Raw genomic sequence first — 21,801 nt, forward strand, 5'->3', positions numbered from 1 at the left:
CTTCCGATGCATGGATATGCCCCCCATCCGCACGATCTCTCCGTGCTGCCCGGGGGCACCTGTCGATGTCGGCGTATCGTACGTCCGCTGCTGGTCTGTTGCGTCTCGCTAGCGATGCCACCCTGGTGGAGGTGCTGAACGAGAGGGCCCGCCACAGCGGTCATGGGGTGAGCCCCGCCGAGAAGCGGTCCTGGTCGCGTAGCCTCCCGGTGCTCGCGCAGGATCTCGCCGACGCGGGCTTGGCCGAGGTCGAGGTACTGGTCGAGTATCAACTTCCGTTGACCAGCCGACGCGTCGACGCGGTGCTGGCCGGTGTTGATCCACGTAGCGGAGACGACTCCTACCTCGTCGTCGAACTCAAACAGTGGTCCTATGCCACGGCCTTCGAGGATTCCGAAACGCTCGTCGCTGTTGAGCAGGTCCATGGCCCACGCCTGCATCCGGGTATTCAGGTAGAGGACTACTGCCGCTACCTCAACGACTTTCTGGGCGTACTCGGCCGCGATCAGAAGCTGTTGAGGGGTGCCGCCTACCTGCACAACGCGGTGGACCGTGACGTTGCCGACCTGCTCGACCGAGCGTCCAGCGAGCAGAGCCGGATCTTCACCGGGCAGCGTCGGGGTCAGTGGCTCGATTACCTGCGCAGCCAATTCGCATCCGCTTCGGGCGCAGGCCCGGCGGATCGGTTCCTGACCAGCACCGTGCGTCCCAGCCGGCATCTGCTGAAGTACGCCGCCGCCGAGTTGAAGGAACGCTCGCACTTCACCCTGCTCGATGAGCAGCATGTGGCGTACGAGTTGGTCATGCACGCTATCGAGCGGGCCCGGACGGCGAACCACAAGCGCACGGTGTTGGTAGCGGGTGGTCCGGGTAGCGGCAAGAGCGTCATCGCCCTCTCTGTCCTGGGAGAGTTGGCGCGGCAGAACCGGTCGGTGCTGCACGCCACCGGCTCGCGGTCCTTCACCCAGACACTGCGTCGCTACGCCGGCAAAGGATCCCCCCGACTGCAGAGCCTCTTCAAGTACTTCAACAGCTTCATGGACGCAGATCCGAACGACATCGAGGTGCTGATCTGCGACGAGGCGCACCGGGTACGGGAGACGTCGGTCAACCGCTACACACCCAAGGTCCGCCGGGACGTCGCCCGCCCGCAGTTGGAAGAGCTCATCTCGCTCGCCAGGGTGCCTGTCTTCCTGCTCGACGAGCATCAGGTGGTGAAGCCGGGTGAGCTGGGCAGCGTCGAGGTCATTTCCGCCTTCGCGGAGAAGCTGGGCGTGGAGGTCGACGTGGTCTCCCTGCACGACCAGTTCCGCTGCGGCGGCAGTGAGGCGTACGAGGAGTGGGTTCTTGACCTGCTCGGCCTCGACGGGGGTGCGCCATCGGTCTGGACCGGCGACGGCCGGTTCGACGTGCGGGTCGCCGAGTCGCCGGAGGAGATGGAGGCGTACCTCGCCGAACGGCAGAGAGCCGGCGGCACGGCCAGGATGTCGGCCGGCTACTGCTGGCCATGGAGCGATCCGAGACCTGACGGCACCTTGGTCCCGGACGTGACGATCGGTGACTGGGCGCGACCGTGGAACGTCCGGAGCGAACGCAGTGTCGGAGAGGCGCCGGGGAGCGCATTCTGGGCCACCGATCCGAACGGCTTCGGCCAGGTTGGCTGTGTCTACACCGCCCAGGGCTTCGAGTACGACTGGTCGGGGGTCATCATCGGCCCGGACCTGGTGGCGCGCGACGGGCAGTTGGTGACTCGCCGTGCGGAGTCTAAGGATCCGGCCATCCGCAGTCGCAAATCCGTCGGCGACGGGGAAGTGGACCGCTTGATCCGCAACACCTACAAGGTTTTGCTGACCCGGGGCATGCGCGGCACGGTGCTGTACGCGACCGACCCGGAGACGCAGGGGTACCTACGCGATCTGGTGCGGGTTCGGCGGGCCCCGGAGATCAGATTCGACGCCGAAGCCGGGTAGCGAAAAGTCTCGCCGCGTCGATACTGTGATCGCCAGTTCAGCGGATCGACGGGCTTCCCGAACAGGACATGCCCCCACCGCACGAGATTTTCGTGCCTCGGGGGCCTGTCAGTGCTGGCGTTCCAGACCACACCCAAGCAGATTCTTGAGCTTGCCGAGGTGGACCAGTTGGCGGGTCGGGTGGCTGCCCATCTGTCGGCTGCGGGCTTCCAGGTGGATACCAGCGAACGTTCGTCCTGGGAGAAGAGCCTGCCTGCGCTGGCCAGAGAACTCACCGCGGCGGGGCTTGGTGATCTCGACGCGCTGGTGGAGAGCCAGCTTCCCCGCAGCAGCCGACGGATCGATGTGATCCTCGCCGGCGCCGAGCGATCGTCGAACCGGCCGGTCTACGCCGTGGTGGAACTCAAGCAGTGGAGCTGGGCGACCGTCTACGACGAGGCGGAGAACCTGGTGCGGGCCCCTGGGATGCGAGAGCCGCAGCCGCACCCCGCCCTGCAGGTGCAAACTTACTGCTCCTACCTCACTGACTTCTTGCCCGTGCTGTGGGAATGGCCGGAGTCGGTGCACGGTCTCGCGTTCCTGCACAACGCCGACCGTCATCAGATCCCCGACCTATCCACTAACAGCCTCACGGTGCCCGCCGAACGGCGGATGGTTTTCACCCGGGACCGGACTGAGGATCTGCGCACCTACCTGCGGGAGCGGTTCGCGCCGTGGCGGTATAGGGCAGCGGCGGAACGGTTGCTGAATGCTTCTGTCCGGCCCAGTAAGCAACTTCTGGCCGTCGTGGCCGAAGAGGTGGCGAGTCGCCGGCACCTCGTGCTGTTGGACGAGCAGCGCAGCGCCTACGAACTGGTCATGCGCGGGGTCCGCTGGGCAGACCAGGGGCGGCGCAAACGGGTCGTGCTGGTCTCCGGTGGGCCGGGCAGTGGCAAGAGCGCCATCGCGCTCACACTGCTGGCGGACTTGGCCAGGGAGGAGCGGCCCGTCGCTCACGCCACCGGGTCCAAGGCGTTCAAGAAAACCGTCCAGGAGTACGCCAGGCGGCAGCCCCGAGACCGGGAGCAGCGGACCGCTCCGGTGTTCAACTACTTTCTGGACTTCATGAAATCGCCGCCGGACAGCCTCGACGTGCTGATCTGCGATGAGGCCCACCGCATCCGTAGCAGGTCAACCCGTCGCGGCGGGTTCACCGGGAAGGTCCCGCAGGTGCACGAACTGATCGCGGTCGCCAAGGTCCCGGTGTTCCTGCTCGATGACGATCAGGTGGTTCGTCCGAACGAGGTGGGAAGCGTACGGATGATCCGCGAGGCAGCGGAGAGCTTGGATCTCGAGGTGGACTACATCCATCTCGGGGCGCAGTTTCGCTGCGGCGGCAGCCCTCGGTACGAGCGTTGGGTGATGCACCTGTTGGGACTGGCCGGACGTGTCCCCTATCGGTGGCCTGTCGATGACGACTACCGGGTCGCGCTGGCCGCCTCACCGCAGCAGATGGAGGATCTACTGCGACCCCGCCACGTCGCCGGCCAGTCGGCTCGGATCTCGGCCGGCTTTTGTTGGCCTTGGCACGAGTTACCCCGCGGCGGCAAACTTGTTCTTGACGTGGCCATCAACGGGTGGCGGAGGCCGTGGAACGCGGCGGGCGACCATCCACCGAGGGGCATCCCGTCTGGCTCCTACTGGGCTACCGATCCACGGGGTTTCGACCAGATCGGCTGCATCTACACCGCACAGGGTTTCGAGTACGAGTGGTCCGGTGTGATTCTGGGCCCGGACCTGGTGTTCCGTGACGGGCAGCTTCGCAGCGATCCGACGAGATCCAACGACAAAGCGATATTCAAGAATGGGCGGGCCTCGGAGGGCGCGGACCGGCTGATCCGCAACGCCTACAAGGTCCTGCTGACGCGGGGCATGCGAGGGACGCTGATTCATTCGGTGGATCCCGAGACACAGGAGTTTCTCGCCGGCCTGGTGCCACCGCCCCTTACCCGGGTGCAGGCCGCGCCAGGCGTCGTCCAGGTCGCCCGAAACGGCCCTCGACCCCCCCTTCGAGAGGAACAACCCGCGCACAATGCGGCTGGCAGTGCCGATGGCGAACTCGACGAGCGCTGAACAACCGTGTCGAAAGTCGGGCTCTGCTTGGCGCGGGTGCCATGCCGCCACCGGTCGAGGACGAGCAGGTCGACGGCCGGTGTGACAGTCAATGGATCGCTCAGGCCCGAACGGTTCGCCGGCCCCAGTTCGCTCTCACCCCCCGGCGATGCTGGCAGACGAGACCCTCCACTTGGGAGTGTGGATTACATGGAGAACGTCAGCGGCGTACCTCAACTGGTCCTGCAGCCGCGAGGTAGCGCCAAGGACCGTGGACCGCAGAACTACAAACGCTCGGTCGAGCGGGGGATCCGCCTGCGGGACGTTGCGGCGGAGCTTGGTCCCGACCTGAAACCACTTGCCGCGCTCTATCCGGACGGAGTTGCTCGCTTCTGGGGGTCGACACCGACGAGCCAAGTGAATAACTACAAGGCGCGAGCACTGCGCGACCGGTGGGTCGGCGACGACGTGCTCTTCTACGCCGACACGACGTTCTACGCGCGTGCCCGGATCCTGCACCTCCTGCACAACCCTGCCGTGGCCAAGCGGATCTGGGGGGCAGACGACGACGGGCGGACCTGGGAACACATGATGGCGCTCGGCGACGTCGAGCGCCTTGAGCAGCCCGTTCCCGCTGCTCCGATCCTGCGTCAGTTCGGGCTGAGCGTCCCGCTGCGGAGCCTCACCCTGGTCAGTGCCGCTGAGTACGCCACGATCCAACCGCTGCTTGTCGCGGCAGGGATGACGCGCCGCGGATCCGATACGACCGCTTCTCCCAAGATGACGCGCAAGCGATTGTTCAAGGCGCTCGAGCAACTCGTCGATGCCTGTCGTGGGTACGACGGGGACCCGACAGCTAGGCGCCTGCCTCTGACCGCGCTCTGGAGCATCGGGCAGATCGCCTCCGGTGACGGCCATTCCGCAGAGCCACAGCACCTGAGGTCCGGCCTTGACTCGATCATCGAACGCTACGGCGTGGCGGTTAGCCGACCGGGCGGTGCGGAGAGTTCCGGGAGGCTGCCTGATAACGGGCTGCGGGAGGTCGTCGCGAGCGAACTCTGGGCAGTCGATCCGTCCGGCTTCCATGGGAGGCAGGGCTCCAATCCAGGTGCCGTGGATGCGGATGCCCCCTTGGTTGGCTTCGCCTCGGCGGTGACGGCTCTGCTGGGTGATCCGGAGACTCGGGGCCGTGCGGTGGCAGTCCTGTCCTCCTCGCTGCCGGCCGACATTGACCAAGCAGCGTTCCTTGCGGAGGTTGGTCTCGCTGGCTACAACTCGGCTTCGGGGGTTCTGGACGCCGGGGACACCACCGGATCCGAGATGGGTGATCAAGGACCGGCAAGGCGACGAACGGTGTACACCGAGCGCATCATTCGTAGCTCGGCCATCGCCGAGAAGGTCAAGCGACTCCATGGGCACCGTTGTCAGGTGTGCGAGACCCGACTGGCGACTCGGTATGGTTACTACAGCGAGGCCGCCCACATCAAAGGGCTGGGCAGACCGCACGAGGGCTCGGACCGGATGGACAACGTGCTCTGTCTCTGCCCGAACCATCACGCCCAGTTCGACGCCTTCGCCATTTACATCGACAGCGACCTGGCGGTGCGATGGACCGTCAGTGGCGACAAGATTAGCGAGCTACGGCTGCATGCAGAGCATCCGATCGACCCCGACAACCTTCAACATCATCGGCGGTTCTGCGGCAGGGGGGACTAGCTGGTAGTGGTCGGTTTGCAAGCGGATCCATGCGAGCAGCGCACCACGTCGGCAGACGCCGTGTGAACGAGCAATGCCTCGGTTTTCCCTGTCAGCGTCGTCTCACGCGTCTCAGGATCCTGAGGAAATGCGGACCGCCTCGGCCAGCAGGGCGTCCAGCTCGCTGTCCGTCAGGTTCTCATCTGTCAGGATCGTCTGCACCGTGGCCGCCTGGATGCGACCGATCATCTCCTGATCGATTGAGTAGTCGACCGACGGATCGATGACCGACATGATGAGCATCTCGGCGGCTTCGGCGTTGATCTCCGGTCCGCCGTCTGCGAGTCCTGCTCGCAGCTCTCCGACGAACGTGATGACCTCGGAACGCCCGGCGGTTTCACCGAAGCGGCGATCGACGGCGAGAAAGAAGACTGCTGCGAGGAACCGGGGAAGCCCGTCCCACCCCTCGGCGTCAAGTCTTGCCTCGACCGCGTCGTTGGCGGCGTGATCACCGCGCACCATCGTGCGGATGTACTCCGGCAACTCAGCCTTGATCGTCATCGTCTCGCCTCCTCGCTCGTCGAGCTTTGCCATGGTTCCATATTGCCTTTGCGGTCACCGCCAACGCGCCGGCTGCCATCACCACGGCGGTCACCGGGCTGTCGACCTGCTGCCGTTCCTGAACCGGCGTAGGTTGCGGGCTCGACGTGCCGCTTGTGGCGCCGTCCCGTTGTTGCTTGAAAAACTTGAAGACCTCCTTGGCGTTGGTCTCCGCGTTCTTCAAGCTGTCCTCGGTGTTGTCGGCCTTTTGGATCTGTTTGCGCCAAGCGATGTCCGCCCGTCGCCCACGCCTCTCGGCCTCGGTCACCAGCCGTTCCCCGGACGGCGACGCGTCATCCCTGGCCGGCCCGGAGGTCGCGGCACCGGGGGCGATGGTCTTGACGTACCCGGTGATGTGTCGGGCGGCGTCGGCCAGGAGGCGGGCGTAGCGGCCGGCTTTGTCGCGGGCCACCTCGGCGTCCGCGATGGCCGCGCCCAACCGCTGGTCACCGCTACCCCGCTGTACTTCGGCCAGGCGTGCCAGGGCCTGCTCGGCGTCCGTGCGGGCGCGCAGCGCCGTGACAGCAGCGGTGTCGAGCTTTGCGCGTACGGCGAGGAGTTGCGCGACCAACTCGGCGATGCTGCCGGTCATCCGAGCCGGGTCAGGTAGTCGGCCGCGTGTTCGGCGGTGCTGTCGAAGCGGCGGCGGGTGGGTTCGACCTCTGCTCGGGCGGCGGCAAGGGCCTGACGGGCTGCTGTCACGTCCGCGTGCTGGCTGCCGTGCAGGAGAGCGATCGCCGTTTGGGTCGTTGCCTCCGCGTCAGAGACGGCCTGATCGAACACCCGCCGTCCCTGGCGAGCGGCCTCAATGGCGTCGCGAAGGGACGTCTTGACCTTACCAACGCTCATCGCGGTGGTCGGGGCTCAGCCGAGGACGCTGATGTAGCGGCGGGCCGCCTCCGAGCTTCCCTGCACGAGGGCCATGGCTTCGGCCAGGCGCTGCTTGCTCTGCTCACCGCGGGCGATGGCCTCGGCGATCGTCGGGTGCCCGGTGCCGGCGGAGATGGCACGTAGCCGGGTCAGCATCTGTTCGGTGTTCTCGGCGGCGGCCCGGATCTGGCCGACCGTGGCGTTGCCCTGCTCGGCGGCCTGCATCAGCGCAGCCTTGACTTCCTCGATGCTGGCCATGCCGCCCTCCGTCTGCCGATCGCGCCAAGGAGTTCACGTTTGCGTGGTCGGACGGACACTATCGGAGATGGAGGCAATACGCAGTCCCGCTGGTTCAAGGTAGTCGGCGGCCGTACGCTCCACGTCAGCGACGAACTTTTCAAGCTGCGTCTCCGTGAGATCGCGGTCCTGCAACAGCTTGCCGAGGAACACGATCTGCATCTGTAGGGCCGTCTCGGAACTGAGATTATCGATCAGCCCAACCTCACCGAGGGCCGCGCGAACGGGCCCCTCCATCTCTAGGGTGGGCAGCGACTCCGCACCCGGGAACGGGGTGCGCGTCTCGGCGACGAAGCGAGCGACGTCGGTGGCGGAGTGCCCGGCGGCGAAGCGGTCGTCGACAGCGATGGCGAACGCCGCACCGATCACCTGGTTTCCGCCCTGCCAACCGGAGGTCTCCAACCCGTCCAGGAGTTGGTCCACCGTGCCCAGTCACGCCGTGCCATCGCGCGGATCAGATCGCCGAACTCGTCGCCTTCCGGATAGCCGGGGCCTCGTGGTTGCGGGGTGACCGTTCAATGACAGACATGCGGGGATTCAGTGGCACGGCCAGGGCGAAGGCACTCATCGTGGCCGCCATTCCGGTTGGTGGCGCCGGGACTGTCGTCTCCGAGCCGTGGGCCGCTGCCTCGATCGTGGCCAGCCTCGTCCTTGTGGCCGCCGGGGGCGGGCTCTGGTGGTGGACCGTCCGTGAGCGGGCACTGGGATCGCGTGCGCCGGACTGGCGAACCCGGTGGCCCGGCTGTCGGGGACGGCCTCGACGACTTCTACGACTTCGAGTTGCAGATGTACGCCTCGCGGACTGTCCGCAGGCAGCAGCTGATGGTGTCGAGCACCAGCCGTGTCCGCCGGGCCGGAATGCGGCGTCGCATGGCGCGCATCGTGTGACTGGCCGAGGTGGCGGAGCGGAAATCCCGCCGCGAGCTTTCTGCCGGTCTACCCGGGTGTGCTTGTCGCGGGCCGATCGACACGCGTTCCTTGATATCGGGCTATCCCGCCGACCCGGATACCCCGGCATCAAGGAACTCGTGTTGATCGTGCGGCGCCGGGTCCGCGCCGGCTCGGGGGTTACTCCGGGACGCGGCGGTAGGCGCCGTCGCTGGCCGAGGTGGCCATCGAGGCGTACGCGCGCAGCGCCGCCGACACCGGGCGCTGCCGGTCGGTCGGGGTGTACGGCCTGTCGCGCTTCTCCTCGGCCACCCGTCGCGCCTCCAACTCCTCGGCGGACACGTTCAGCTCGATCGAGCGGTTCGGGATGTCGATGACGACCTCGTCGCCGTCGCGGACCAGGGCGATCAGCCCACCGGAGGCCGCCTCGGGGGAGACGTGCCCGATGGAGAGCCCGGAGGTGCCACCGGAGAAGCGGCCGTCGGTGAGCAGCGCGCAGGACCGGCCCAGCCCACGTCCCTTGAGGAACGACGTGGGGTAGAGCATCTCCTGCATGCCCGGGCCGCCCTTGGGCCCCTCGTAGCGGATCACCACCACGTCCCCGGCGACGACCTGCTTGGCGAGGATCGCGGTCACCGCGTCGTCCTGCGACTCGTAGACCTTCGCCGGGCCGCGGAAGGTCAGGCAGTCGTCCGGCACGCCGGCGGTCTTCACGACGGAGCCTTCCGGTGCCAGGTTGCCGTGCAGGATGGCCAGCCCGCCGTCGGCGGAGTAGGCGTGCTCCAGGTCCCGGATGCAGCCGCCGGCCGCGTCGGTGTCCAGCGACGACCAGCGGTTGGTGGTGGAGAACGGCTCGACGGTACGCACGCCACCCGGCGCGGCGTGGAACAGCTCGACGGCCGTCGGGGTCGGTGAGCCGCCGCGGACGTCCCAGTCGGACAGCCACTGGGCCAGCGAGGGGGAGTGCACGGCGTGCACGTCCCGGTTGAGCTGCCCGGCCCGGTCCAACTCGCCGAGGATCGCCGGGATGCCGCCGGCCCGGTGCACGTCCTCCATGTGGTAATTGGGGGAGTTTGGTGCGACCTTGGCCAGGCAGGGCACCCGCCGGGAGATGGCGTCGATGTCGGTGACGCCGAAGTCCATCTCGGCCTCGCGGGCCGCGGCGAGCAGGTGCAGCACCGTGTTGGTGGAGCCGCCCATCGCCACGTCCAGGGCGACCGCGTTCTCGAAGGCGGCCTTGGAGGCGACCGTACGGGGCAGCACCGAGTCGTCGTCGCCGTCGTACCACCGCTTGGAGATCTCCACGACGGTGCGGCCGGCCTCGACGAAGAGCGACCGGCGCGCGGCGTGGGTGGCCAGCGTCGAACCGTTGCCGGGCAGCGCCAGCCCGATCGCCTCGGTGAGGCAGTTCATCGAGTTGGCGGTGAACATGCCGGAGCACGAGCCGCAGGTCGGGCAGGCGGAGCGCTCGATCTCACCGAGCTGCTCGTCGGTGACCGACTCGTTCGAGGAGGCGATCATCGCGTCGATCAGATCGATCTTGCTGTGCACGACACCCTCGATCGCCATCGTCTTGCCGGCCTCCATGGGGCCACCGGAGACGAAGACGGTCGGGATGTTGAGCCGCAACGCGGCCAGCAGCATCCCAGGGGTGATCTTGTCGCAGTTGGAGATGCAGACCAGGGCGTCCGCGCAGTGCGCGTTGACCATGTATTCCACCGCGTCGGCGATCAGCTCGCGGCTGGGCAGCGAGTAGAGCATGCCGCCGTGGCCCATCGCGATGCCGTCGTCGACCGCGATGGTGTTGAACTCCCGCCCCACCCCGCCGGCCTCGGCGACGGCGTCGGCGACCAGGCCACCCATGTCCTTGAGATGGACGTGACCAGGCACGAACTGGGTGAAACTGTTGGCGATGGCGACGATCGGCTTGCCGAAATCGTCGTCGGTCATCCCGGTGGCCCGCCAGAGTGCCCGGGCGCCGGCCATCGTCCGACCGTGTGTGGAAGTCCTCGATCGCAGCTCAGGCATACATACCAGCATGCCACCGTCGCCACGCCGCCCCTCCCGCGTATGCGCCGTGTCCCAACAGATGCACACCCAGCCCCCCAAGGCGCGCGCCGATCCGGCACTCTTGGAGGCGTGCATCTCCCCCCGGGCATGGTCGCTGTCGCGGCGCTCAGCGGGCTCGTCGCCGCTGCCGCCGCCGTGCTGCTGACCGCGATCGCCGGGCGGCGGGGTGGGCCCCGTCGGCCGGCACACGTGCTGCTCGCGGTGGCCGCCGGGGTCGCACTGCTCAGCCTGCTGGCCGGGGTGGTCGCCGCGCTCGGCGCCCACCACCACTGGTCCGCCGAGCAGGGGCAGCGCAGCGGCTGGGCGACCGCTGTGGCGATCGGCACGACGGTGAGTGGGCTGGCCTTCGCCGCCGGTCTGCTCTGGTTGCCGGGCGTGGCCGCCACCGTGGCGGGCCGGGCCCGGCTCGCCCTGGACGGGTTGGTCGTGGCGGCGGCGCTGTGGTTCGTCGGCTGGGTCCTCTTCTCCGAGCCCACCCGGTTGCTCGGCGCGGCCACCCCGATGGCCTGCCCGGCGATCCTGGTGGCCACGGTGAGTGCCGCGCTCGGAGCCGGCCTCGTCGCGACCGTCATCTTCCGGGCCGCGCTCCGCCGGCGACTCACCGCGCTGGGCCTCGGCATCAGCGCGGTCACCTGCGGCGGGATGGGTCTCAGCGCCGGGCTCTGCCAGGCCGGGCCGACCACGGCGCTGACCGGTGCGGCGGTGCTCGCCGTCGGTCTGCTGGCCGTCGCGCTCGCCGCGCACTGCGCCGACCGGCCGGGGCAGGCCGAGGTTGACCTGATCGGTCGGGACGGCGAGTACGGGATCGCCCCGATGATCGCGATGACCGCCTCGGCGATGCACCACCTCGCCCAGGACGGTCGCTTCACCGCCCCGGGCGTCGTGGCCGCCAGCGTGGAGGGCTTCGCGCTGGTGGCGCGGCAATACCTCACTCTTCGCGACGTCCGGGAGTACGCGGGCCGCCTGGTCGAGGGGGAGGCGCACTTTCGCGAGCTGGCGCACACCGACCCGCTGACCGCGTTGGCCAACCGGCGCGGGCTGCTGCGCGCACTGCACGCCGCCGCCGCGGCGGGCACCCCGTGCGTGCTGCTCGGTCTCGACCTGGACGGCTTCAAGAACGTCAACGACATGCGTGGCCACGACGTGGGTGACGCCGTGCTGGCCGAGGTGGGCCGGCGGCTCCGGGGCAACCTGCGCCCCGGTGACGTGGCGGCCCGACTGGGCGGCGACGAGTTCGCCGTCCTCATGCAGGGGCAACCGGCCGAGGCGGACCGCGTCGCCGAGCGGCTGCTCGGGGTGCTCAACCGGCCGTACGACGAGCCGGAGGGGCCGGTCTTCCTGTCGGTGAGCATCGGGGTGGCCGGGTGGGCCGCAGAGCCGGACGTGGAGCTACTGCTGCGCCACGCCGACCTGGCACTGCGCTACGCCAAGCAGCGTGGAAAGAACCGGATCGAACGCTACGACGCCGCGTACGACAGGTTGCTGCGCCGACGCACGACGGTGGAGCACGAACTGCGTGGTGCCATCGAACGCGACGAGCTGCGGTTGGCCTTCCAGCCGGTGGCGTCGCTGCCGTCGGTGCGGCCGGTCGGCGCGGAGGCGCTGCTGCGTTGGCACCACCCCGAGCTGGGCAACGTCGGTCCCGACGAGTTCATCCCGCTCGCCGAGGAGTGCGGCATGATCGCCCCGCTGGGGGCCTGGGTGCTGCACCAGGCCTGCTACCAGCTCTCCCGTTGGCTGGCGGACGGCCACGACGTCTGGGTTTCGGTAAACGTCTCCCCGCACGAGCTGCACGCCCCGGCGTACGTGGTCCAGGTCGCCGAGGCGCTGCGCGCCCACCACGTGCCGCCGCAGCGGCTGGTGCTGGAGGTCACCGAGCACGCGGTCGCCACCGACCTGGACGAGCTGATCCGACGGCTCACCGCGCTGCGGTTGACCGGCGTGCGGATCGCGCTCGACGACTTCGGGGCCGGCTACTCGTCGCTGGGGCAGTTGCGGCGGCTGCCGATCGACATCCTGAAGATCGACCACAGCCTGGTGGCCGAGCACGAGCCGGTCCGGCCGGTCGACCAGGACGGCCCGGCCTTCGCCCCGATGGTCGACATCGTGATGCGGTTGGGCCACCAGTTGGGCCTGGAGGTGATCGCCGAGGGGGTGACCGCGCCGACCGAACTGGCCGCGGTGGTGGCCGCCGGTTGCCGGTTCGGCCAGGGCGCGCTCTTCGGCTGGGGGGTGCCGGCCGAGCACCTGGAGGCGATGCTGGAGGCGGCCACGTCACCGGGCGCGCGGTCCGCGCCGCTGCCCGCGCCACGCCGGGTTCCGGGTGGGTACGCACAGGTCACGCCGCCTGCCGATGGCGCGTCGTCGGGCGACGCGCCGACATCCGTTGACCAACATGTGGGAGCAGTTGACTCATCGCGTGAGATGCGTCAGGCTTAGCCGCATGTCGTCGTACCGGTCGCTGCGAGTACTTACCTGAGCGCACTCTCCCTCATTGAGAGTGCGCTGGCCCCGTGCATCTGCACGAGGGCCGTTTTTATTGCCATCGGAACCTGGCGAGGCGGGCCCCGCCCGTGTCGCATCGCTTGACTAGCCACCAGCCACTCCAGCCGAAGGCCAGAACCGCCATGACGAGACCCACGCCCGAGACCCTCGCCCACTCCGCCCGCCGAGCCCGCGCGGCCGCCGACCCGACCGTCGACGTCGATCCGGCCGCCGCACGCCCCGCGGCCACCCCGGCCACCCCGGCGGTACGGCCATCCGCTCCGGCCCAGGTCTCCGGGGCCGGCTCGCTCGTGCGGTCCCTTGAGGCGCTCGGCGTCGACGTCGTCTTCGGCATTCCGGGCGGCGCGATCCTGCCGGCGTACGACCCGCTCTACGACTCCTCCGTCCGGCACATCCTGGTCCGGCACGAGCAGGGCGCGGGGCACGCGGCGACCGGGTACGCGCAGGCCACCGGCAAGGTCGGTGTCTGCATGGCCACCTCCGGCCCGGGCGCGACGAACCTGGTCACCCCGATCGCCGACGCGTACATGGACTCGGTGGCGATGGTGGCGATCACCGGGCAGGTGGCCCGACCGATGATCGGCACCGACGCCTTCCAGGAGGCGGACATCCAGGGCATCACCCTGCCGATCACCAAGCACAACTTCCTCGTCCAGAACGCCGAGGAGATCCCGCAGGTGCTGGCCGAGGCGTTCCACCTGGCCAGCACCGGCCGGCCCGGCCCGGTGCTCGTCGACATCCCCAAGGACGTGCTCCAGGCGTCGACCACCTTCACCTGGCCGCCCACCCTGGGCCTGCCCGGCTACCGGCCCACCCTGCACCCGCACGGCAAGCAGATCCGGGAGGCGGCGCGGCTGATGGCCGCCGCCCGCCGGCCGGTGCTCTACGTCGGTGGCGGGGTGCTCAAGGCCGGTGCCACGGACGGGCTGCGCCAGTTGGCCGAGCTGACCGGCATCCCGGTCATCACCACGCTCATGGCGCTCGGCGCGTTCCCCGACTCGCATCAGCAGCACCTGGGCATGCCCGGCATGCACGGCACGGTCGCCGCGGTCTACGGCCTGCAGAAGTCGGATCTGATCGTCGCGCTCGGCGCGCGGTTCGACGACCGGGTCACCGGAAAGTTGGACTCGTTCGCCCCGGACGCGACGGTGGTCCACGCGGACATCGACCCCGCCGAGATCGGCAAGAACCGGCACGTGGACGTGCCGATCGTCGGGGACGCCAAGCACGTCATCGACGAGCTGATCGCCGCGGTGACCGTCGAACGGTCAGCGGGGCGTACCACCGATCTGGGCGACTGGTGGACGCAGCTGGACGACCTGCGCAACCGCTACCCGCTCGGCTACGACGAGCCGGCGGACGGCACGCTCTCCCCGCAGTTCGTGATCAAGCGGCTGGGCGAGATCGCCGGCCCGGACACGATCTTCGTGGCCGGGGTGGGCCAGCACCAGATGTGGGCGTCCCAGTTCATCTCCTACGAGAAGCCGTACACCTGGTTGAATTCCGGCGGCCTCGGCACGATGGGGTACGCGGTGCCGGCGGCGATGGGGGCCAAGGTCGGCAAGCCGGACACGGTGGTCTGGGCGGTCGACGGTGACGGCTGCTTCCAGATGACCAACCAGGAGTTGGCCACCTGCGCGTTGGAGGGCATCCCGGTCAAGATCGCTGTCATCAACAACGGCAATCTCGGCATGGTCCGGCAGTGGCAGACGCTGTTCTACAACGAGCGCTACTCCAACACCGACCTCGGCACGCACAAGCACCGCATTCCTGACTTCGTCAAGCTCGCGGAGGCGCTGGGCTGCGTCGGGTTGCGCTGTGAGAATGCCGACGACGTGGACAAGACCATCGCCGCCGCCATGGAGATCAACGATGCTCCGGTGGTGATCGACTTCGTGGTCGGCAAGGATGCGATGGTCTGGCCGATGGTGGCCGCCGGCACCAGCAACGACGAGATCATGTTCGCCCGCGGCGTCCGCCCGACCTTCGACGAGGATGACATTTAATGACCATGCACACCCTCTCCGTGCTCGTGGAGAACAAGCCCGGCGTGCTCGCTCGGGTCTCCGGTCTGTTCTCCCGGCGCGGGTTCAACATCGACAGTCTCGCCGTGGGCGAGACCGAGAACCCGGACGTCTCCCGGATCACCATCGTGGTCAACGCCGAGTCGTCGCCGTTGGAGCAGGTCACCAAACAGCTCAACAAGCTGGTCAACGTGCTCAAGATCGTCGAGCTGGACCCGCAGGTCTCGGTCGCCCGGGAGTTGCTGCTGGTCAAGGTCCGCGCCGACCGGTCCGCCCGGTCCCAGGTGCTGGAGACCGTCAACCTGTTCCGCGCCCGGGTGGTCGACGTCGCACCGGACACGCTGACCATCGAGGCCACCGGCACCCCGGACAAACTCGACGCGCTGCTGCGCGATCTCGAAGCCTTCGGCATCAAGGAAATGGTCCAGTCCGGGTTGGTGGCGATCGGGCGCGGCTCGCGTTCGATCACCGCCGGGCCGGCGCTGCGGGCCGCCTGACCGCCACCGGTCGGCCCCGGTGGGCTGCCCCGGACCCCATCAACACAGACCACGACGGGCCGCCCCGGCCGTCGTACGAAAGGGAAGTTCTCATGAGCGTTGAGGTGTACTACGACGACGATGCCGACCTCGGCCTGATCCAGGCCAGGAAGGTCGCGGTGATCGGCTATGGCAGCCAGGGTCACGCCCACGCGCTGTCGCTGCGTGACTCGGGCGTCGACGTGGTGATCGGTCTGCCGGAGGGCTCGAAGAGCCGTCCCAAGGCCGAGGAGCAGGGCTTCCGGGTTCTCACGCCGGCGCAGGCGTCCGCCGAGGCCGACGTGATCATGGTGCTCGCACCGGACACCGCGCAGCGCTCCATCTACACGGAGTCCATCGCCCCGAACCTTGCCCCGGGCAAGGCCATCTTCTTCGGCCACGGCTTCAACATCCGGTACGACCTGATCAAGCCGCCGGCCGACGTGGACGTGGCGATGGTCGCGCCGAAGGGCCCCGGCCACCTGGTCCGCCGCCAGTACGCCGACGGCAAGGGCGTGCCCTGCCTCGTCGCCGTCGAGCAGGACGCCAGCGGCAACGCGTTCGCCCTCGCCCTCGCGTACGCCAAGGGGATCGGCGGCACCCGCGCCGGCGCGATCAAGACCACCTTCACCGAGGAGACCGAGACCGACCTCTTCGGCGAGCAGGCGGTGCTGTGCGGCGGCGCCTCGGCGCTGGTGCAGACCGGGTTCGAGGTGCTCACCGAGGCGGGCTACGCCCCGGAGGTCGCCTACTTCGAGTGCCTGCACGAGCTGAAGCTGATCGTCGACCTCATGTACGAGGGCGGCATCGCGAAGATGCGCTACAGCATCTCCGACACCGCCGAGTACGGTGATCTCTCCCGTGGCCACCGCATCATCGACTCCCGGGTCAAGGACGAGATGCGCAAGATCCTGGGCGAGATCCAGTCCGGCGAGTTCGCCCGCGAGTGGGTCGCTGAGGACGAGGCCGGCCGGCCCAACTTCACCAAGTGGCAGGCCGAGGGCGCGGCGCACCCGATCGAGGAGACCGGCAAGAAGCTGCGCGGCATGATGAGCTGGGTCGACCGCCCGATCACCGAGACCGCCTGACGGTTCGGACGACAACTCCTACCGGCCCCGGGCCGGCGCTCTCCCCAGCGCCGCGCCCGGGCCGGCGGCTCTCTCCCCGCGGCACCCATGTCGGCGCCCGCCCGCGCGCCGGCACGCCCATCCCCGCGCTCAGGCCCGCGCTCGCGCCCCGCGCTCGCGCCCCGCGCTCGCGCCCGCGTCAAGATCAGGGATGGTGGCCCCTCGGGGGCTCAGGAGGCAGCTTTTCCCTGATCTTGCGCGGATCTTGGCGTTGTGGGCGCGCGGGCGGTCGACGCGCCCGTGCGTAACCACGTGCGGCGTCGGCGGTCGGCGTCCTGCGGGCGTTACCGTTTCGAGCGCGTGAACAGTCGATGTCCGTCGCTCGACCGGGCGTGTGAGGGCACTCACCCCACAGACCAGAACACGCCGCCCGGCCCGGCCCCTACGATCGCGGGTAGGTGCAGCAGCCGGCACCTGACGGCCACGGCACGGATCAGCGCAGGGCGCAGTGCGGCGCCCGGCCGCCGCGCCGATCGCAAACACGACCTCTACGAGGACCGATGAATCCTGTCGTACTGATCGCCGAAGAACTCGCCCCCGCCGCCATCGAGGTGCTCGCCCACGACTTCGACGTCCGTCACGTCGACGGCACCGACCGTCCGGCCCTGCTCTCGGCGCTCTCCGAGGCCGACGCCGTCATCGTGCGCAGCGCGACCCAGATCGACGCGGAGGCGGTCGCCGCCGCGCCGCGACTCAAGGTGGTCGCCCGGGCGGGCGTCGGACTGGACAACGTCGAGGTGCCGGCCGCCACGGCGCGGGGCGTGATGGTCGTCAACGCGCCCACCTCCAACATCGTCTCGGCCGCCGAGCAGGCCGTCGCGCTGCTGCTCGCCGTCGCCCGCAACACGGCGAGCGCCAGTGCCGCGCTCAAGGCGGGGGAGTGGAAGCGGTCGAAGTACACGGGCGTCGAGGTGCAGGGCAAGACCGTCGGCGTGGTCGGGCTCGGTCGCATCGGCGTGCTCTTCGCACAGCGCATCGCCGCGTTCGGCACCCGGCTGATCGCGTACGACCCGTACATCCAGCCGGCCCGTGCGGCGCAGCTCGGCGTCCGCCTGGTCGGGTTGGAGGAGCTGCTGCGGGAGAGCGACTTCATCTCCATCCACCTGCCCAAGACGCCGGAGACGGTGGGCCTGATCGGTGAGAAGGAGTTGGCGATCGTCAAGCCCGGCGTTCGCATCGTCAACGCCGCCCGTGGTGGCCTCGTCGACGAGCAGGCCCTCGCGAACGCCATCGCCGAGGGCCGGGTCGCCGGTGCCGGCGTCGACGTGTACAGCAAGGAGCCGTGCACCTCCTCGCCGCTGTTCGCCTTCGACAACGTGGTGGCCACCCCGCACCTGGGCGCCTCCACCAACGAGGCGCAGGACAAGGCCGGTCTCGCCGTGGCCAGGAGCGTCAAGCTCGCGTTGCAGGGCGAGTTCGTGCCGGACGCGGTCAACGTGCAGGCCGGCGGCGTGGTCGCCGAGGACGTGCGTCCGCTGCTGCCGCTGGCCGAGAAGCTCGGCCGGGCGTTCACCGCGGTCGCCGGCGGCGTCGCCGCGAGCGTCACGGTCGAGGTCCGTGGCGAGATCGTCGCGCACGACGTGTCGGTGCTCAAGCTCGCCGCGACGAAGGGTCTGTTCAGCTCGGTCGTCGAGGAGCAGGTCACCTACGTCAACGCCCCGCACCTGGCCGCCGAGCGTGGCGTCGAGGTCACCCTGGCGACCCTGGCCGAGACGGCCGAGCAGCCCACCCTGGTCACCGTGCGCGGCGCCCTGCCGGACGGCCGGACGGTAAGTGTCTCCGGCACGGTCACCCACTCGGGTGCTCGTGACGTGCTCAAGCTGACCGAGGTGGACGGCTTCGACGTGGAGATCGGCGCCGAGGGCATCCTGCTCTTCCTGCGCTACGCGGACCGGCCCGGTGTCGTCGGCACGGTCGGCACCCTGCTCGGCGAGTCGGGCATCAACATCGCCGCCATGCAGGTGGCTCGGCGTGAGGCGGGCGGCGAGACGCTGATGACGCTCACCGTCGACCAGGCGCTCGGTGCCGACCTGCTCACCTCGGCCGCCGACTCGATCGGCGCCACCGCGGCCAGCGCCGCTGACCTTCGCGACGAGTAGTCCACGGCACGCGGCATGGGGGCCCGGCGATCCGCTGGGCCCCTTTGTCGTACCCCGGGTGGGGGTCGAACCCGCACCGGGTCGACCAGCCGGCCCGCCGGGCCGGACCGCCGATCAGCCGGGCAGCCGGGCCGGGGGCGGGTAGACCGAGCCGTCCTGCGGGTCGAAGAGCATCAACCCGTGCTCGCCGGCCAGCCGCTCGATGTCCAGGAGCACCTGGTCCGCGCAGGTCGGGTGCAGGTTCAGCTCGACATGGTCGTGGGCGGCGTGCAGTGGAGCCACCGCCCACGGGCTGTCCGCGCCGGGGTGACGGTCCGGATAGGAGGCGGTGATCGCCCGGTAGAAGCCGACCACCCGCGGGTCCGGGTAACGGTCCACGTGTCGCCCCTGTCGGCAACCGTTGACCGCTGTCCGTACGTCCTCGGGCGTCGCCCCGTCCTCCAGGGCCCACACGCTCAGATCGAAACTCACGGCGGATAGCGTGCCATCCGCCGTTCACCATGTCGAAACTGCCTCGCCGCCGGTCAACCGCCGCGGTCGGGGTCTCCCGTCACGACGGTCCGGTGTAGAGACTCTTGCGTCGAGTTGCGTCGATTCGCTAGCGTACGTACTGCGGTCACTGGCCGAGTGCGAGGCGCCGGCCCGTCTTCGGGTGGCGAGGTCGACGTCCGACCCGACCGGTCCGCACCCCTCGATTGTGCGAGCCACGCGCACTCGTCGCTGATCGGCCCCCACGGTCGTTGCCGAGAGCGTGGGGGCCGATCGCAAGCCCGACCGGCCGTCGACCACCGGGGCGGTGTGCGCGCCGGCAGCGGGCGACCGAGGTGCGAATCGGGCCGGGACGCCGCGGCGAGACGGGCTCGGTGCGGCGTCGGTGTGCCCAGCGCTGATGCGTTCAGCGTCGGTGTGCGAAGAGCGCGCGATACTCGGAGTTGCCGCGGAACCACGCCAGGCCGGTGGGGCCGGCGGCGTAGAGCGCGGTGGCGTAGCCATCGGCGACCGCCAGGTCAGGGCCCACGACGGTGGCGGCGACGAGCTGGTCGGCCGGCTCGCCGGTGTGCGGGTCCACCACGTGCCCCTGCCGCCCACTCACCCCGGAGGTGCCGACCGCGCCAGCGGTCATCTCCAGCACCAGTGGCGCGCGTTCGGGTGCGGTCGGGTGGTGCACGGCGACCCGCCAGGGCCCGCCGTGCGGTGCGTGGCCACGGACGACCAGGTCGGCCCCGGTCACGACGGCGTAGTCGTGGATGCCGGCGGCCCGGAGCCTCTGCGCGACGCGTTCCACAGCCCAGCCACCGAGCAGGCCACCCGGGTCGAAGCCGCCGGGCACCGCCCAGGCGTCGAACCACCCGTCGGTGGCAGCGCGCATGGCCGCGCAGCGATCCACCAGGTCGGCGAGCGGGGGGTACGAGTCCGGGCTGATCTCGCCTCGACGCAGCCGGGAGACCAGGCTCTCCGGTCGGTTGGGGCCGTAGGTGAGGTCGATGGCGCGCAACTCCGCGACGCTGTCCCGCAGGGCCTCGCCCACGCCCCGGCGGCCGAGCCACTCGGGGGCGCTGAGGAGCAGGGTGTATTCGGCGGTCGCCGTGCGGACGCTGTGCTGCACCGCGATCCGGCCCTCGGTGGCGCCGGCCGGGTCGATGCGGTGCCGGCGGCTGCCGAGGCGGAGGTCCGGCCGGCGGTTGCGGAACGCCGACGGGTCCGGCCAGCGGGTCCGCGGCTGCTCGTCGATGCGCATCGCATCTGCCCCCTCGCACTCGGTGCCGCGTCGTCGCGGCCGGTGGTCGACAGGCCCCCACGACCCGCCGACCACCAGGGTAGGCAGCGCATATGATCGCCTCATGAATCCCAGCTGAGAGGCTGCTGTGCATTACTGTTTCCCAGATTTTGGACGCCGCGTACCGGGAGGCGGGACGGCGACGTACCGTTGCCCAGAACGGAACCGTTGAGCAGAGGAGTGCGGTCGTGGCGCGGATCGCGGTGGTGGCCGGGGACGGCATCGGGCCCGAGGTGGTCGCACAGGCCCGCAAGGTCCTCGACGCGGTGCTGCCCGGCGTGCAGGCCACCGAGTACGACCTCGGCGCGGCCCGCTGGCACCGTACCGGAGAGGTCCTTCCCGACTCGGTGCTGACCGAGTTGGCCGGGCACGACGCGATCCTGCTCGGCGCGGTCGGTGACCCGACGGTTCCGCCGGGTGTGCTCGAACGGGGCCTGTTGCTCAAGCTCCGGTTCGCCTTCGACCAGTACGTCAACCTGCGTCCCTCCCGCCTCTGGCCCGGGGTCGCCGGCCCGCTGGCCAGTGTGAAGCCGGGCGAGGTCGACCTCGTGGTGGTGCGTGAGGGCACCGAGGGTCTCTACGCCGGGGCCGGTGGAACGCTGCACCGGGACACCCCCGCCGAGGTCGCCACGGAGGAGAGCCTGAACACCCGGCACGGCGTGGAGCGGGTGATCCGCGACGCGTTCGCCCGCGCCGGCCGCCGTGAGCGGCGCAAGGTCACCCTGGTGCACAAGACCAACGTGCTCACCCACGCCGGGTCGCTGTGGTCGCGCACCTTCGACGCGGTCGCGGCCGAGTACCCGGACATCGCCACCGAGTACCAGCACGTCGACGCCGCCGCCATGTTCCTGGTCACCCAGCCGCAGCGCTACGACGTGGTGGTCACCGACAACCTGTTCGGCGACATCCTCACCGACATCGCCGCCGCCGTCACCGGTGGGATCGGGCTGGCCGCCAGCGGCTGCATCAACCCCGAGGGCGCGTACCCCTCGATGTTCGAGCCGGTGCACGGCTCCGCCCCGGACATCGCCGGGCGAGGCATCGCCGACCCGGTCGCCGCCGTGCTCTCCGCCGCGCTCCTGCTGGAGCAGCTCGGGCACGGCGAGTCCGCCGCCCGGGTCAACGCCGCGGTCGCCGCCGAGCTGGCCAGCCGTACTCCGGGCACGACGCTGCGTACCGAAGAGGTCGGCGACCGGCTCGCCGCCCACGCCGTAGCCTGACCGGTCGGGCACCGGCCTGGCCGGGCACCCTTTCCAGCCCGAGTGGCGTTACC

The 21,801-nt window shown here is 69.7% G+C and carries 17 protein-coding genes; 9 read left to right on the forward strand and 8 right to left on the reverse strand.

The annotated features are described in order from the left end of the window. Nucleotides 1-131: 131 nt before the first annotated feature. The 3 genes from ACGFIW_RS00560 (at nucleotide 132) to ACGFIW_RS00570 (ending at nucleotide 5,777) form a co-directional block, all read left to right on the forward strand. Nucleotides 132-1,970 carry a DNA/RNA helicase domain-containing protein gene (locus tag ACGFIW_RS00560; protein ID WP_393310155.1) on the forward strand — a complete coding sequence of 613 codons (1,839 nt, stop codon included), beginning with the start codon at nucleotides 132-134 and terminating at the stop codon, nucleotides 1,968-1,970. A 111-nt stretch (nucleotides 1,971-2,081) separates the two neighbouring features. After that, nucleotides 2,082-4,082: a DNA/RNA helicase domain-containing protein gene (locus ACGFIW_RS00565; protein ID WP_393310157.1), complete on the forward strand. Its 2,001-nt coding sequence runs from the start codon at nucleotides 2,082-2,084 to the stop codon at nucleotides 4,080-4,082. A 189-nt stretch (nucleotides 4,083-4,271) separates the two neighbouring features. Continuing rightward, nucleotides 4,272-5,777, forward strand: a complete 1,506-nt coding sequence (locus ACGFIW_RS00570; RefSeq protein ID WP_393311204.1) for an HNH endonuclease — start codon at nucleotides 4,272-4,274, stop codon at nucleotides 5,775-5,777. Between the two features lie 111 nt (nucleotides 5,778-5,888). On the opposite strand, the gene ACGFIW_RS00575 is transcribed toward ACGFIW_RS00570, so the two are convergent. The 6 genes from ACGFIW_RS00575 to ilvD form a co-directional block, all read right to left on the reverse strand. Continuing rightward, complete coding sequence (locus ACGFIW_RS00575; protein WP_393310159.1) at nucleotides 5,889-6,317, reverse strand: hypothetical protein; 429 nt, start codon at nucleotides 6,315-6,317, stop codon at nucleotides 5,889-5,891. Then, on the reverse strand, nucleotides 6,301-6,948 hold the full coding sequence (locus ACGFIW_RS00580; protein ID WP_393310161.1) for a hypothetical protein: 648 nt from the start codon (nucleotides 6,946-6,948) through the stop codon (nucleotides 6,301-6,303). The genes ACGFIW_RS00575 and ACGFIW_RS00580 overlap by 17 nt, the downstream gene beginning before the upstream one ends. After that, nucleotides 6,945-7,205: a hypothetical protein gene (locus ACGFIW_RS00585; protein ID WP_393310163.1), complete on the reverse strand. Its 261-nt coding sequence runs from the start codon at nucleotides 7,203-7,205 to the stop codon at nucleotides 6,945-6,947. Before ACGFIW_RS00585 ends, ACGFIW_RS00580 begins: the two co-directional genes overlap by 4 nt. A 15-nt stretch (nucleotides 7,206-7,220) precedes the next feature. Next, nucleotides 7,221-7,484, reverse strand: a complete 264-nt coding sequence (locus tag ACGFIW_RS00590; RefSeq protein WP_393310165.1) for a hypothetical protein — start codon at nucleotides 7,482-7,484, stop codon at nucleotides 7,221-7,223. A 33-nt stretch (nucleotides 7,485-7,517) separates the two neighbouring features. After that, nucleotides 7,518-7,946 (reverse strand): hypothetical protein, encoded by a 429-nt coding sequence (locus ACGFIW_RS00595; RefSeq protein WP_393310167.1) that lies wholly within the window; start codon nucleotides 7,944-7,946, stop codon nucleotides 7,518-7,520. A 645-nt stretch (nucleotides 7,947-8,591) separates the two neighbouring features. Further along, nucleotides 8,592-10,439, reverse strand: a complete 1,848-nt coding sequence (ilvD, locus tag ACGFIW_RS00600) for a dihydroxy-acid dehydratase (protein ID WP_393310169.1) — start codon at nucleotides 10,437-10,439, stop codon at nucleotides 8,592-8,594. A gap of 129 nt (nucleotides 10,440-10,568) precedes the next feature. Here ilvD and ACGFIW_RS00605 point away from each other — a divergent pair, with 129 nt between their 5' ends. The 5 genes from ACGFIW_RS00605 (at nucleotide 10,569) to serA (ending at nucleotide 18,751) form a co-directional block, all read left to right on the forward strand. Next, complete coding sequence (locus ACGFIW_RS00605) at nucleotides 10,569-12,920, forward strand: putative bifunctional diguanylate cyclase/phosphodiesterase (protein WP_393311205.1); 2,352 nt, start codon at nucleotides 10,569-10,571, stop codon at nucleotides 12,918-12,920. Nucleotides 12,921-13,108: 188 nt separating this feature from the next. Beyond that, complete coding sequence (locus ACGFIW_RS00610) at nucleotides 13,109-14,992, forward strand: acetolactate synthase large subunit (RefSeq protein WP_393310171.1); 1,884 nt, start codon at nucleotides 13,109-13,111, stop codon at nucleotides 14,990-14,992. Continuing rightward, complete coding sequence (gene ilvN, locus ACGFIW_RS00615; RefSeq protein ID WP_088946549.1) at nucleotides 14,992-15,507, forward strand: acetolactate synthase small subunit; 516 nt, start codon at nucleotides 14,992-14,994, stop codon at nucleotides 15,505-15,507. The genes ACGFIW_RS00610 and ilvN overlap by 1 nt, the downstream gene beginning before the upstream one ends. A gap of 92 nt (nucleotides 15,508-15,599) precedes the next feature. After that, entirely contained in the window at nucleotides 15,600-16,613 is a 1,014-nt protein-coding gene (gene ilvC, locus ACGFIW_RS00620) for a ketol-acid reductoisomerase (RefSeq protein ID WP_393310173.1), read from the forward strand. Nucleotides 16,614-17,152: 539 nt separating this feature from the next. Next, nucleotides 17,153-18,751 carry a phosphoglycerate dehydrogenase gene (gene serA / locus ACGFIW_RS00625; protein WP_393310175.1) on the forward strand — a complete coding sequence of 533 codons (1,599 nt, stop codon included), beginning with the start codon at nucleotides 17,153-17,155 and terminating at the stop codon, nucleotides 18,749-18,751. Nucleotides 18,752-18,865: 114 nt separating this feature from the next. Here the strand turns inward: serA and ACGFIW_RS00630 are convergent, their stop codons facing one another. Together ACGFIW_RS00630 and ACGFIW_RS00635 are read right to left on the reverse strand one after the other, a co-directional pair. Further along, entirely contained in the window at nucleotides 18,866-19,222 is a 357-nt protein-coding gene (locus ACGFIW_RS00630; protein WP_357553867.1) for a hypothetical protein, read from the reverse strand. 424 nt (nucleotides 19,223-19,646) lie between these two features. Then, nucleotides 19,647-20,489: an FAD:protein FMN transferase gene (locus ACGFIW_RS00635; protein WP_393310177.1), complete on the reverse strand. Its 843-nt coding sequence runs from the start codon at nucleotides 20,487-20,489 to the stop codon at nucleotides 19,647-19,649. A 227-nt stretch (nucleotides 20,490-20,716) separates the two neighbouring features. On the opposite strand from ACGFIW_RS00635, the gene ACGFIW_RS00640 reads away from it, so the two are divergent. Beyond that, on the forward strand, nucleotides 20,717-21,748 hold the full coding sequence (locus ACGFIW_RS00640; protein WP_393310179.1) for a 3-isopropylmalate dehydrogenase: 1,032 nt from the start codon (nucleotides 20,717-20,719) through the stop codon (nucleotides 21,746-21,748). Nucleotides 21,749-21,801 lie beyond the last annotated feature (53 nt).

The sequence above is a fragment of the Micromonospora sp. NPDC048935 genome (assembly GCF_043197875.1).
Lineage (GTDB): Bacteria > Actinomycetota > Actinomycetes > Mycobacteriales > Micromonosporaceae > Micromonospora.

Excerpts from the sequence above, each read along its gene's own strand:
- ilvN (WP_088946549.1), top strand. The coding sequence starts at position 14,992 with ATGACCATGCACACCCTCTCCGTGCTCGTGGAGAACAAGCCCGGCGTG.
- ACGFIW_RS00590 (WP_393310165.1), bottom strand. The coding sequence starts at position 7,484 with ATGGCCAGCATCGAGGAAGTCAAGGCTGCGCTGATGCAGGCCGCCGAG.
- ACGFIW_RS00570 (WP_393311204.1), top strand. The coding sequence starts at position 4,272 with ATGGAGAACGTCAGCGGCGTACCTCAACTGGTCCTGCAGCCGCGAGGT.
- ACGFIW_RS00610 (WP_393310171.1), top strand. The coding sequence starts at position 13,109 with ATGACGAGACCCACGCCCGAGACCCTCGCCCACTCCGCCCGCCGAGCC.
- serA (WP_393310175.1), top strand. The coding sequence starts at position 17,153 with ATGAATCCTGTCGTACTGATCGCCGAAGAACTCGCCCCCGCCGCCATC.
- ilvD (WP_393310169.1), bottom strand. The coding sequence starts at position 10,439 with ATGCCTGAGCTGCGATCGAGGACTTCCACACACGGTCGGACGATGGCC.
- ACGFIW_RS00605 (WP_393311205.1), top strand. The coding sequence starts at position 10,569 with ATGGTCGCTGTCGCGGCGCTCAGCGGGCTCGTCGCCGCTGCCGCCGCC.
- ACGFIW_RS00635 (WP_393310177.1), bottom strand. The coding sequence starts at position 20,489 with ATGCGCATCGACGAGCAGCCGCGGACCCGCTGGCCGGACCCGTCGGCG.
- ilvC (WP_393310173.1), top strand. The coding sequence starts at position 15,600 with ATGAGCGTTGAGGTGTACTACGACGACGATGCCGACCTCGGCCTGATC.
- ACGFIW_RS00580 (WP_393310161.1), bottom strand. The coding sequence starts at position 6,948 with ATGACCGGCAGCATCGCCGAGTTGGTCGCGCAACTCCTCGCCGTACGC.
- ACGFIW_RS00585 (WP_393310163.1), bottom strand. The coding sequence starts at position 7,205 with ATGAGCGTTGGTAAGGTCAAGACGTCCCTTCGCGACGCCATTGAGGCC.
- ACGFIW_RS00575 (WP_393310159.1), bottom strand. The coding sequence starts at position 6,317 with ATGACGATCAAGGCTGAGTTGCCGGAGTACATCCGCACGATGGTGCGC.